The 11,979-nt window shown below is 60.3% G+C and carries 10 protein-coding genes; 5 read left to right on the top strand and 5 right to left on the bottom strand.

The genetic code is table 11. The annotated features are described in order from the left end of the window. Positions 1-1,247, top strand: a 1,247-nt coding sequence (locus tag MTR64_RS20760) for an aromatic ring-hydroxylating oxygenase subunit alpha (RefSeq protein WP_243996451.1), incomplete at its 5' end; no start/stop codon positions are given. Between the two features lie 61 nt (positions 1,248-1,308). Here the strand turns inward: MTR64_RS20760 and MTR64_RS20765 are convergent. Beyond that, positions 1,309-2,178, bottom strand: a complete 870-nt coding sequence (locus MTR64_RS20765) for an LLM class F420-dependent oxidoreductase (RefSeq protein ID WP_243996452.1) — start codon at positions 2,176-2,178, stop codon at positions 1,309-1,311. A 325-nt stretch (positions 2,179-2,503) separates the two neighbouring features. Here MTR64_RS20765 and MTR64_RS20770 point away from each other — a divergent pair, with 325 nt between their 5' ends. Then, positions 2,504-3,265, top strand: coding sequence for a GntR family transcriptional regulator (locus MTR64_RS20770; protein WP_243996453.1), 762 nt, complete (start codon positions 2,504-2,506; stop codon positions 3,263-3,265). Between the two features lie 29 nt (positions 3,266-3,294). On the opposite strand, the gene MTR64_RS20775 is transcribed toward MTR64_RS20770, so the two are convergent. Beyond that, the gene (locus MTR64_RS20775; RefSeq protein WP_243996454.1) at positions 3,295-3,699 is read right to left on the bottom strand and encodes a nuclear transport factor 2 family protein; all 405 of its coding nucleotides are present in this window, start codon (positions 3,697-3,699) and stop codon (positions 3,295-3,297) included. Positions 3,700-3,712: 13 nt separating this feature from the next. Beyond that, positions 3,713-5,890: a molybdopterin-containing oxidoreductase family protein gene (locus MTR64_RS20780; protein ID WP_243996455.1), complete on the bottom strand. Its 2,178-nt coding sequence runs from the start codon at positions 5,888-5,890 to the stop codon at positions 3,713-3,715. 742 nt (positions 5,891-6,632) lie between these two features. On the opposite strand from MTR64_RS20780, the gene MTR64_RS20785 reads away from it, so the two are divergent. The 3 genes from MTR64_RS20785 to MTR64_RS20795 all read left to right on the top strand — a co-directional run bounded on the left by MTR64_RS20785 (position 6,633) and on the right by MTR64_RS20795 (position 10,226). Continuing rightward, positions 6,633-9,053 carry a TonB-dependent receptor gene (locus tag MTR64_RS20785; RefSeq protein ID WP_243996456.1) on the top strand — a complete coding sequence of 807 codons (2,421 nt, stop codon included), beginning with the start codon at positions 6,633-6,635 and terminating at the stop codon, positions 9,051-9,053. An 85-nt stretch (positions 9,054-9,138) separates the two neighbouring features. Continuing rightward, entirely contained in the window at positions 9,139-9,675 is a 537-nt protein-coding gene (locus tag MTR64_RS20790; RefSeq protein WP_243996457.1) for a nuclear transport factor 2 family protein, read from the top strand. Beyond that, complete coding sequence (locus MTR64_RS20795; RefSeq protein ID WP_243996458.1) at positions 9,672-10,226, top strand: nuclear transport factor 2 family protein; 555 nt, start codon at positions 9,672-9,674, stop codon at positions 10,224-10,226. Before MTR64_RS20790 ends, MTR64_RS20795 begins: the two co-directional genes overlap by 4 nt. A 9-nt stretch (positions 10,227-10,235) precedes the next feature. Here the strand turns inward: MTR64_RS20795 and MTR64_RS20800 are convergent, their stop codons facing one another. Together MTR64_RS20800 and MTR64_RS20805 are read right to left on the bottom strand one after the other, a co-directional pair. Then, positions 10,236-11,000, bottom strand: a complete 765-nt coding sequence (locus tag MTR64_RS20800) for an SDR family NAD(P)-dependent oxidoreductase (RefSeq protein ID WP_243996459.1) — start codon at positions 10,998-11,000, stop codon at positions 10,236-10,238. Beyond that, on the bottom strand, positions 10,997-11,908 hold the full coding sequence (locus tag MTR64_RS20805; RefSeq protein WP_243996460.1) for a hypothetical protein: 912 nt from the start codon (positions 11,906-11,908) through the stop codon (positions 10,997-10,999). The genes MTR64_RS20800 and MTR64_RS20805 overlap by 4 nt, the downstream gene beginning before the upstream one ends. Positions 11,909-11,979: the final 71 nt, after the last annotated feature.

An 11,979-nucleotide genomic window follows, 5' to 3' on the forward strand; every position in this document is an offset into this window, starting at 1 on the left:
TGTTCAAGGCGTTCCACAACGTCTGCCCCCACCGCGGCCGCCAGCTCGTGTCGGTGCCCGATTACCTTCCGGGCCCAAATAGTTCTGAGCGGGTCCATTCGGTGCGCGGCAACAACCGCAAGAACTTCATCTGCGGCTTCCATGGCTGGACGTTCGATACGGATGGCAACAACACCTACATCCTCGATCCGCAGGACTGGGATAACAAGCTGACGCCGGAGATGACCTGTCTGTCCGAAGTACAGGTCGATACTTGGGGTGGTTACATCTACATCAACATGGACCCGGACTGCGTTCCGCTGAAGGAGTGGATGGGCCGCGCGGGCGAGATCCTCGAGCACTTCGAGCTCGACAAGATGCGCTACAAGTGGCGCCAGTGGGCGATCTACAACTGCAACTGGAAGACCGCGATCGAGGCCTTCCTTGAGACGTATCATGTTGCTGCCACACACACCCAACTGCTGGACTACGGCGAGTACTATACGTTCTCGAAGCAGCACGGGCTGCATTCGGTCTCCAGCTACGACACGAGGGACGAACGGTTCCAGATGAGTGAGAGCGCGGGCACGACCCGCGCCGGCAAGGGAGACGACGCGCGAGTCTCCACATACGAGCTGATCCGCGAAAACTACGAGACCATCAACCATGCCGCGTCCACCGAAACGCTGGTGAATGCTGCTCGCCGCCTCGTCGAGGAACTGCCCGAAACGGCAACGCCGCAGGAATGCATTGCTCACTGGCTCAAGTCGGCCAGGGCCGACGATGCCGCGCGCGGGGTTATCTGGCCGGAGGTCCCTTCCGATATCAAGCAGGAATCCGGTCTGGCATGGGGGCTGTTTCCCAACCAGAATATCCTGAAGGGCGAAACTTTCGCGCTGTGTTACCGCGTGCGCCCTTTTGGCAGCGATCCGGACAAGTGCGTGTTCGAAGCCTATGCCCTTGAGCGCTATCCTGAAGGCGAAGAGCCGGAAACCGAATGGGTCTATGCAGATCCTTCCGGTGAGAACTGGGGGCCGGTGCTCGCGCAGGACTTCGCGAACATGCAGTTCGTGCAGAAGGGGATGAAATCGTCCGGCTTTCGCCGCACGCTACCCAATCCGCATCAGGAACAGAAAGTCATTAATCTTCATCGCAACCTGGCCAATTTCATGGAAGGGCGGGGCGCGGTCGAGCCGATTGGACCGGTGGCGTCGACAGCGGGGGCTCTTACTACATCGCAACGCGACACACTTTCAACGTGGCGTTAGATTTGTTCGTGGCAGGCCGCGCCGTGGTTGCACACATAGCAGTTCTGTCCGGGAAGGGGACTTACAGGAGACCTTCCCGGATAGCGGCGTTTGCAACCTTCTCGAAGTAGGCTACGTGGTCCGAAGCGTTCGCAAAGCCCAGTCCCATCGAATTTACCGTCGCATGTGTGCCGCCGGCGTCGCGCCAGCGTAGCGCTGTACTGATTGCGTCGTCCGCCGATTTTGCGCGCAGCATGTGGCACTGCTTGCCGAATGACGAGGCATCCCGGCCGGCATCTGCAAGATAACCGTCGAGCGAGGCGAGCTGTGCAAAGGCGTCTGCGGCGCCGTCGGCGAAGATGAATCCGTCCGCGATTCCAGCGGCGCGGCGCAACGCCACGTCTGCAAACCCACCCATCCAGATCGGTATCTGCCGTGAGGGCCGGGGGACCAGTGCTGCACGGTCGATTGTATCGAACTCACCCTCGAAGGTGACAAGATTGCCGGTCCACAGCTCGCGCAGCAGGGCAACCTGTTCGCCCACGCGCCGGCCGCGCTTTGAAAAGTCCTGACCGAGTGCATCATATTCGACGTAGTTCCAGCCGATGCCGGCGCCCAGCCGCAACCGTCCTCCCGAAAGCAGGTCGACGTCCGCTGCCTGCCGCGCCACGAGCGCTGTCTGGCGCTGGGGCAGGATGAGGACGCCCGTCACGAACTCGATCCGGTTCGTCAAGGCTGCCAGGTAGCCGAACATGACGAAAGGATCGTGGAAGGGATCCTTCTCGGTGTAGGGGCCGCCCAGCTTCGGCTCCCGGTCGTGCGTTGCGCCCAGGACATGGTCGTAGGCGACCAGGTGGTTGAAGCCCAGCCGCTCTCCGGCCAGGCCGATCTCGCGGACAGCGGCCGGGTCACCGCCAAGGCCGTTTTGCGGGTAAATGATGCCGAGCTTCATGTCCGTCCTCCCATTCAAACTGCGTCGAAGGACGCCAGAGCGTCGCAACGTGTTGTTCCAGAATTTGCGCCTGAAAGTTCTGATAAATTAGCTCTATGATATAACTGTGTGCTTTCGAAGTCAGATCAAGATTTTGAATAATAACAAAAAATTCTTCAACCGCGGCGTGGTTCTTGCCCTTGCATCAGAGTTGTGCTATTTTGAATGTATGGACATGGGTTCGCCGCGCACTTAGATACACGGCCGTGTTGGCCCCTCGTGGCCCTTCCGGAAGTGCGATTATGTCCTGTGACCGTCCCAATCTTGAAATCCCGGCGGACGGGAAATGACAGCGCTGCAGCCGGGAGACTCTGGGGGGCAGCCGCTTTATCTCGGTATTGCCAGCGCCCTCAAGGATGCGATCTTCTCCGGACGCTATCCTGTGGGCTCTTATTTGCCCACTGAGGACCAGCTTGCCAAGGATCACGGGGTCAGCCGCAACACCATCCGGGAATCGTTGCGGAAATTGCGCGAAGAAAAGCTGATTATCTCGCGCCGCGGGTCGGGGACGCGGGTGCTGCCGCCGCAGTCGTCCGATTCCAACTTTCTCCACGCGGTGTCGATCAACGACTTCCAGAGCTATGCGCTGAGCTGGGACTTCCAGATCAAGATCGTTGAATTGCGCAAGATGCCGAAGGCATTCGCCTCCTGGGTGGGGACCTCGCCGAACGAGGAATGGCTCGCCATTCACGGCGTTTCGCGCACACATGGCGCCAGGCACCCCGAGTGCTGGATCGAGCTTTACGTCCATCGGGACTACGCCTCGATCAGCCGGCTTGTCACCAGTCATCCGGGCCCCGTCTTCAAGCTGATTGAGGACATGTTCGGCCAGATGATTGTGGAAATGACTCAGGAGATTTCCGCCGAGCTTGTCACGAAACCGCTCGCTAAAGTGCTCGAGGTCGAACCCGGCACACCTGCTGTTGTCGTGCGCCGTGCCTTCAAGACGGCCGAAGGCAAGGTCATCGAAGCAGCGCACGAGATCTACCCGGCGTCGCGCTTCCGCTATCAGGTCAATCTGCACCGAGCCGGGAGCAAGCACCTCTAAAGCCGGTTTCGACATGCCGGGTACCAGCCTTATGCAAGAGCTTTGGTGATCGCGCCGGGGTCGAACAGAAACGGCCGCAGCTCTATGGCCTTGCCATCCTGAAAGCGCCAGAGTTCCATCACCGGCACCGAAAACGGCTTGCGGCTCTTCCGCCCGACGCCGTCGAGGTGAAGGTGGACGACGACTTCGTTTCCACCCGCCAGATAATTGCGGATCTCGCATTGGAATTCGTCGAAGCCGGCCATGACACCTGCCAGTGCCTCCTTGACCGTTTCCCGCCCGCGATAGACGCCGCCGTATGGAAGTTCTTCCGTTTCATGAAGTTCGCAGTTCTCGGCGAACACATTGGCATAGGCGCCGTCGCGGTCGTTGTCGTCGAGGTATTGGTAGAACCGTTTGACGAGCGCGATATTCGTTTCTTCTTCGCTGGCCATTGTTACTCCTTGATCACGATGGTTCGCACAGTGACGCGGCGTTGTCCGAAGGTGCGATGGAAACGGGAAGCGCGCCCATGCGCGGCATACCGGTGTGCTCTTCGAAATCGTCGCTCCACGCGGTGAGGTGATTGACGTTGGTTCCGTGTGTCCGGGGATCGTCATCCGGACGGGAGGTTCCGAACCCGTGCATGAGTGCCACAACCTTGCGCCTCAGTCCTGCGTCCTCCTCGACGATTGCCCGAACGGTGCCGTGCCGTGATGTGATGCGCACTTCGTCACCTGCTACAATGCCAAGGTCGGCGATGTCGGACGGGTGCAAGAAGGCAGGATTGTATGGCCAGCGGAGGGTGCCTCTTGCCTTGAGGAAGGTGTTGGTGGCATTTTGCATGCGGCCGGGAATAAGCTGGAATGTGAACCGGGCATCTATGCCGCGCCACGCCGCCGGATCTTCCCGGGCAACACGCGCGAGTTCGCGCAGCATGTCGCGGTCCGCCAGTTGCAGCCTGTGGGGGCAGCCCGGTTCAGGCGGTTGCACGGTAGAGCGCATTTCCTCGAAAACATGCCCGTTCGGATGCCGGCGCACTTCGTCCAGCGGTACCGCCGAGCCGGCGCACATCAACTCGTAGATAGCCATGGTCGAGGGCTCGCGATCCATGTCGAGTGCAGGCTTCGCGTCCGAGGCCGCGCGCCAGTTGGTGAGTTTGAGCGGAAGTCCCATGTGACGCGCGACGCGGTAATAGGTCTGCCAGGACTCCATGAGGTCGGCGTCTTGTGGAGGGGCGACCAGTGCGGGGCCGCAAAATGCATAGGGATCAGCGGTCCCGTATCCGGCATGGCCGGAATTGGCGATGATTTCGTTGAGCACGGTGATGGCGGGGAGTTCGAACTGCATTTTTGTCGCGATGACGAAATCGGCAAGCTGCGCCGTCGGCGACAGCACGACGTCATGGATAACGAGCAGGTCGAGGGCCTTGAGTGCCTCCTCGGTGCGGTTGTGCTGGGGCCAGCTCTGCAACGCACCTCCATGAAGAAAGAGCGCCCGGACTTGCCCTTCGCCGGGCATGAGGATTTCGCCAGGCAAGGCGGCGAGCGGCATTCCCGCCGGGGTGGGCTCGAACCCGCCGATACGTGTCTTTTCTCCGAATCCCCAGGCAGGATAGGGGGGGATGGGCTGCGCGCGAAATGTTCGTGGCGGCAGCAGCACGCTGGGGTGCATGGCATCATCGCCCTCCGCCGCCCAGAAGCCGCGCAAGGTATTGACGCATAGCGCAAGGTAGCTGCTGAGAATGCCGCGCGTCGCCATGCTTGGGCCCGTGCCCAGTGCGACATCACCGGTTCGCGCTTCGATCAGCACCTGGGCCATCCTTTGCAGGTCGTTCGCGCTGATGCCGGCCCGGTTCGCCACATAGTCAGGCGTAAATGGCGCCACAGCTTTGGTCAGCGCCGTAAAGCCGGTCGCGTTGCGTTCGATGAAATTCCGGTCTGTGCCGCCTTCGCGGATGATGAGATGGATCAGGCCTGCAAGGATCGTGGGATCTTCGCCGGGTATCGGCTGGAGATGGATGTCCGCCAGTCGCGCGGTTTCCGTGCGGCGGGGATCAATGACCACGAGTTTCCCGCCTGCGCGACGCATCTGCTTGATCTGGGCGCCGGGATTTTGAGGGAGGTATTGCTTGGAGTTGATCGGGTTGCCGCCAACGATCACGAAGACATCGCGGTTTTCCGGCCGTACGCGCCCACCCGCCCACCGTCCGTGCAAGGCATAACCGATCGTCATGCCCGGCTGATCGATCGTCGAGGCCGAAAAAAGCATGGGCGACCCGATGGCTTCGAGAAACGAGATCATCAGTGCCGAAGCGGCGGGCTGCTCGATGACGCCTCCTGACAGATAGGCAGCAACAGCACGCGGGCCGTGACGGCCAATGATCACGCCCAGCCGTTCGGCGAGTTCGCCTATGAGATCATCGTTCGAAATGGGGATGAATGAGCCATCCCGCTGCTTCTTCAGTGATTGCATCAGCCTGTCAGGGTGGCGGTGCAAATCGGCCAGCGCGCGACCTTTGGGACAAGTGTAGCCACCGAAGAGCGGCGCATTGCGGTTGCCTGCGACGTTCGTCGCAAATCCCTGTCCGATCGTTACTTCGATGGGGCAGAAGGCGTTGCAGGACCGGCAGATCGTCGTGACCATGGCGTCTACCGGCAACGGTCCATCCAGTCGCCGCAATTGGTCATGGAAACCGCCTTTTTCCGTCTCCGCAGCGTGAAGATCAGGTGGGCTCGCGCCATGCCGGTTGCCTCTCTCCGAAACGTTCCATCTGGAACACATGTTTGATGCGGATGGTCGCAAGCAAATTTCATAAAGTCCATACTAATATGGAGGGAGGCGAGCTTTCACCGATGGTTTGGTGTGAGGGGGGCGGGCATTTCTTTGGCTCTGATCAGGGAGGTGATGCATGAATTATTAGAAAAAACAGCAATATATGTAGATTTAATGATTGCAGGTGGACGCATGACAAAGGTCGAGGTTCGTGAAATCTGGAGCGTCTCTGGTTGCGGGATGATTGTGGCGGGGGTCCGGATTGACTTGCGAAACGTCTGCCCTATAAGTCCATACAACTAGACTATTGTGTGGAAAATGGCAACCGCGGCGAGCGGTATGGGCAAGAATGCTGAGCATCAGCGGCAACTGGGGAGGAGTATGCGGCGAGCGCGGGTCCTTGTGACTGGTTTATACGTCTGGATCTCCGGGGGGCGGCGCCTTGTATCCAGCTATATGAAATCTGCGCTCGGATTTTTGTATTCCCTGCCTAAATTTCAAATTTTGGAAAAATAAATACGGCAAAAATACATAATTTTAAAAAACAATATTTATGTAATATTCTAAATATTATTAATATAATAAGCAAATAATTTGGGATGGAGGAAGAGGCATGAAGAAGGCGGTTTTCTCACTGTTTTGCAGTACGGCGATTGCTGCCTGCGCGGCACCTGCGTTTGCGCAAGCGCCGGATAAGGCAAAATCGGCCGAACAGGCTGCAGGCAGTAATTATGGTGAGATCATCGTGACCGCGCGCAAGCGCGACGAGACACTGCAAAGCGTGCCGGTGGCCGTGACGGCGATCGGTGGCGATGCGCTGAGAACCCACCTTGCGAGCGATCTGACAAAGGTCGCCGAAATGGCGCCGCAAGTCGCGATCGGTGAGGGGGGCTCGGGCACAGGTGCAGTGATTTCCATCCGTGGCATCAGTTCCTCCTCAAGTGACGCAGGCTTCGACCAGAGCGTGCTCGTCGAAGTCGATGGTGTTCCCTTCAGCCGTGGTTCGATCGTCGGCACCCGGTTGTTCGATACCCAGAGCGTGCAGGTTCTGGCGGGGCCGCAAGCCCTCTACTTCGGCAAGAATTCGCCGGCCGGGGTTATCTCGATCCGATCGGCTGATCCGACCCCGAGCTTCGAAGGCTATCTGACCGCCGGTTACGAATTCACGGCCGATCAGGCTTACGCGGAAGGGGCCATTTCCGGCCCGTTGAGCGACACTCTTTCCGCGCGCCTCGCCTTTCGTGGCAGTACGCAGAAGGGGTGGACCAGGAATGTCGCGCCGGTCATTCCGGACGTCTTTGCACCGGCTGCGCTCCAGCCTCTGAACACGACCGGCGCTTTGCCCAAGCGGATGCCCGCGTCTGACGAAATCGCAGGCCGCATTACCCTGTTGTGGGAGCCGTCGGATGACTTCAAGGCGAACCTGAAGTTTACCGTAAACTCGATCAACGTGAATACGGGGAACGGGAATACCGAACCTTACTGCATTGGTGCGACCAAAGCTGCGAATGCGCCGGTGCTTCTGGGTTTCCTGCCGCTTCCCGGCTCGGATTGCTATGCGGACCGGAAGACTTCGCACGCCGGTGTGCCCGCAGTCTACGCAAAGAACATTCCTTATGCGAACGGCGGCAAGCCTTACAGCGACAGGATGTTCTACTTCGGCGTTCTCGACATGACGAAGACGTTCGACGATCTCTCGCTGACATCGACGACCGGCTACTACAACGAAGACCTGAAGCTGATGAACGTCACGGACTGGTCGCCCTACGCGACCATCTGGGCGGCGGCGCGCTACCGGTATGAGCTACTGTCCCAGGAACTGCGTCTCACTTCCGACTTCGATGGCCCGCTCAACTTCATGATCGGCGGCTACTTCGAGCATTCGAAGCGTCCGTTCGAGAATGCGCCCGATATCTTCCACGTCTACAACGCCGCGGCGGACAATTATGCGAGCGTGGTGATGCGTTCTGTCAGCAAGGAGGATTACATTTCCGCTTTCGCAGAACTGACCTGGAAGATTCTTCCGGACCTCGAACTGTCAGGCGGTGCGCGCTGGAGCCACGACAAGAAAAAGATGGATCAGGTGAATACCGCCGTCGGCCCGAACTTCTCGTACCTGCGGGCAGTGGGCAATCATTTCCTGGCCGGCTACAGCGACAATCATGTTTCTCCGGAAGCCACGCTGACCTGGCATCCGAGCCCTGACAACACGCTCTATGTTGCCTACAAGACCGGTTACAAGTCGGGTGGCATTTCCAACCCGTTCCTGCTCGCCGCCACCACGACGCCAGAGAGTATCACGTTCCAGCCGGAGGTCTCTAAGGGCTTCGAGGCCGGGTACAAGGCGACGCTTGATGGCGGGCGCCTGCGCTTTGATATCATCGCCTACACCTACAAGTATGGGGACCTGCAGGTGGTCTCCGCCGACAACAGCACGCCGGTTATCACCTTCAACGTCCGGAATGCGGCGTCATCGCGGGTCAAGGGCGTCCAGGCATCGTTCAACTGGGAAGCGGCGAAGGGGCTGCAACTGCATGGTAATCTTGGCCTGAACAGCGCCAAGTATACCAGCTTTCCGAACGCGCAGTGCTTTGCCTTCCAGACGGCGGCTCAGGGCTGCGTCGACGTCGATCCCGATCCGGCCAAGGTTTTCAATGCGCAGGATCTGTCCGGCAAGCGCATGATCCGCGCCCCGAAACTGACGTACTCGTTCGGCGGTGACTATACGGCCTACGATGTGCTTCCCGGCTGGAACGCCACGCTGTCAGCTTCGGGTTCCTATTCGTCGAGCTATCAGACGACGACGGACAATGCGCCGGGCGGTGTCCAGAAAGCCTATTGGCTTCTGGATGCGTCGCTCAAGGTGGGGCCGTCGGATGGCAGCTATGAACTGGCGCTCATCGGCCGCAACCTGACCAACAGCTACTACAAGCTTCAGGCATATGCGTGGACGGCCTCGGGCAATCCGGACCAGTACGTGGCATTTTGGAACCGTCCGCGCGAAGTGGTGCTGCAGGGAACGGTGCGGTTCTGAAGGACACGAGGCGGCTGGCGGTGACACCACCGCTGGCTGCTTCCGTTTGTTCAAACGCGCAGTCACCGTTTGAGAGGATCGGCAGGTGATCGAATTTCTCGCAGCGGAAGCCGGCATTCGCCAATTGCATGCCCGCTACACCGATGCAGTCTGGCGGAAGGATGTTGCGGCTTTCGGTGATTGCTTTGCCCTGGATGCGGAATGGCGCCTGTCCGGCGTGGTCATCAGTGGAAGGGGCAATATCTCGGCATTCATGGCGGCGGCCTTCGAGAAATATCGGCGGATCTTGCTGACGTTTCGGAACCCCGTCGTGTCCTTGACCGGCTCAGGCCAGGCAACGGCCCGAACCTATGTGTCGGAGCAGAGTGTTCTTGCCGATGGCACTGCCTATGGCCCCATCGGGACCTATTACGAACGGCTGGTGGAGGAGGCCGGGATATGGCGCTTCGCCTGGCGGCTTTTCCTGACCGAATACATCGGTCCGCCGGATCTCTCCGGAACTTTCTTCGACAATCCCGACTTCGGGCCGCCTCCGGCAATGCCGCCGCTCGACGAGCCTAGCTACGATCGCAGCGGGATCCTGACCAACAGAGGCGGGGCAGGAAACAAGGTCTCGGCATGAAGAGGAAGGTTGGGGACTATCTGTCCGAGTGCGGCGATCGCGAAGCCATCCGCGACTGCATCTACCGGTATTGCCGGGGGATCGATCGGATCGATGCAGACCTGATCCTTTCCGCATACTGGCCCGATGCAAGCGATGAACATGGCAATTTTACTGCCGGGTCTGCCCGGGAGTTCGTGGAGCATGCCGTGCCGATCCTCCACTCCATAGATCTGACGGCGCATTTTATCGGCAACATCCTGATCGACATCAATGGCGATAAGGCCTTCGTCGAAAGCTATATTCAGGCCTTCCACCGAATGCGCCGTGACGACGGGACGCGGTACGATCACATGTCGGGCAGCCGCTTCATCGACCGGATGGAAAAGCGCGAGGACGAATGGCGCATCGCGCGCCGGGTGGTGGTGCGTGACTGGTTCCGGGAATTTCCCGACAGCGCGGAGTGGGACACCGGACAGCTTGGGCAGGCCCTCGGATATGGCCGGGACCGGCCGCTAGACCTCGGCCTTCGCAAGCCCGGTGACCGCAGCTATGCCCTGTTGCGGCGTTGATCCGCCGGATCAGAGCATCAGTTGCCCGCCATCGGCGTTGAGCGTCTGGCCGGTGACATAGCGGCTGTCGTCGCAGGCCAGGAAGAGAGCTACAGCGCCAATCTCGGTTTCGGCATCCCCGAAGTGCCCCAGCGCAACGTCCCGGCACAGCTTTTCGAATTCATCGGGACGATCCTTGAAATAGGCCTTGCCGCTGTCTCCCAGTGACGCCGGGGTGAGCGTGTTTACCCGGATCGCGTGCTTGCCCCATTCGCGCGCCGCGCTGCGGGTGAGGGCGCGGATCGCCTCTTTCGCGGCAGCGTAGGAGCCGATGCCGGGGATGGGCTGCATGCCCATCTTCGATCCGAAGTTGATGATCGATCCGCCGCCGCGTGCCTTCAGGTGCGGGAAGGCTTCCTGCATGTGGAGCAGGGTGGCGACAGGGCCCGAACCCAGCGCGAGGTCCATGTCGGCCTCGGTAATTTCCTCGAACGGGACGCCGGAACGGCGCGCCTGTGCGTTGTTCACGAGAATGTCGAGGCCGCCGAAGCGTTCGATCGCCAGGGCAACGGCGGCTTTCGCATTCTCGCGCTTCGCGGCATCGCCCGGGCAGGCCGCGACCGATCCGCCGCGAGCCTCGATCACCTCCACGGCGGATGCCAGCCGTTCTGCGTCGCGTCCGGTGATGACCACGGCGGCGCCTTGCGCGCAGAAGGCTTGCGCGATGCCGAGACCCACGCCCTGACCGGCTCCGGTTATCAGCGCGACCTTGCCGTGCAGGCGCTGCCCGTTCACGATGCCGGAACGTCGGCGATGTCCACGCCGGGTTCGGTCCAGTAAGCGTGGCCGAGCTTGATGGCGGCGGAAGGTGCCGGGTCTTCCATATCCCGGCCGAAGCCCAGAGCCCCCTCGAACAGGCCGCCGACGCTCAGCGGATAGACCGTCGCGGTGCGGCATTGCCGCGCGGGACCGCCGCCGGGCTGCATGATCCAGAGTTCTTCGGAAAAGACGTACCAGTCGGTCACCATGCGGTTGATCACCGACACCTTCTGCGGCTGCATCGTAGAGTGCCACCTGGCAATGTAGTCGAGTGCGCTGGTGGCACTGCGCAGGTCGGTCACCGCACCACCCTTCACGTCCTGCATGTAGTCGCGTTGCGCCCACACACATTGCGTCTCGAGCAGCGCGCGGATGGCCGCAATATCTCCAACTGCAAGGGCAGCCAGCAGACTGTCGTGCTTCTTGAGGTTGGTCAACTCGCGCTCGGGCAGCGGCACCTCACCGGGCGCGGCTTCGGCGGGCGGAGTGACATATGCCCGTTGCCATGCATATTCGCCTGTGATGCCGTTGGGATCGTCTGTCACGAACATTGTCACCGTCTGGGCGGTGACTGGCTTCGCGGCCTCGATCCAGTAGCGGGTCGGCACATTCTCGATGAACACATACCAGTCGCTGGCAAGCTGCTTGATAACCCGGCTGGCCTTTGGGTCTGCGCGCTCCACCGATCCCTTGTACATCGCGTCGATCGTGTCGAAGCCCGAAAGGATCGCCATATTGCCCGGCTCGAGCGGCATGACGAAATGCGGATGCTCGCCCACGGTGTCCATGACGCCAACCATCTTCGTGCCGTACTCGCTGCGCATGTGACGCTCGGACTTTATGAGGCTGGCGAGAACGGGTTCTATCGAGCGGCTGGCAGTCATGGTATCTCTCCCTTTGTTGCGGTCTGCGGCCTTTTTCCTCAGTATCCGCTGCTGTTTTCGGTCGATCCGCC

Source organism: Novosphingobium album (ex Hu et al. 2023), assembly GCF_022832385.1.
In the GTDB taxonomy this organism is placed as follows: domain Bacteria; phylum Pseudomonadota; class Alphaproteobacteria; order Sphingomonadales; family Sphingomonadaceae; genus Novosphingobium; species Novosphingobium album.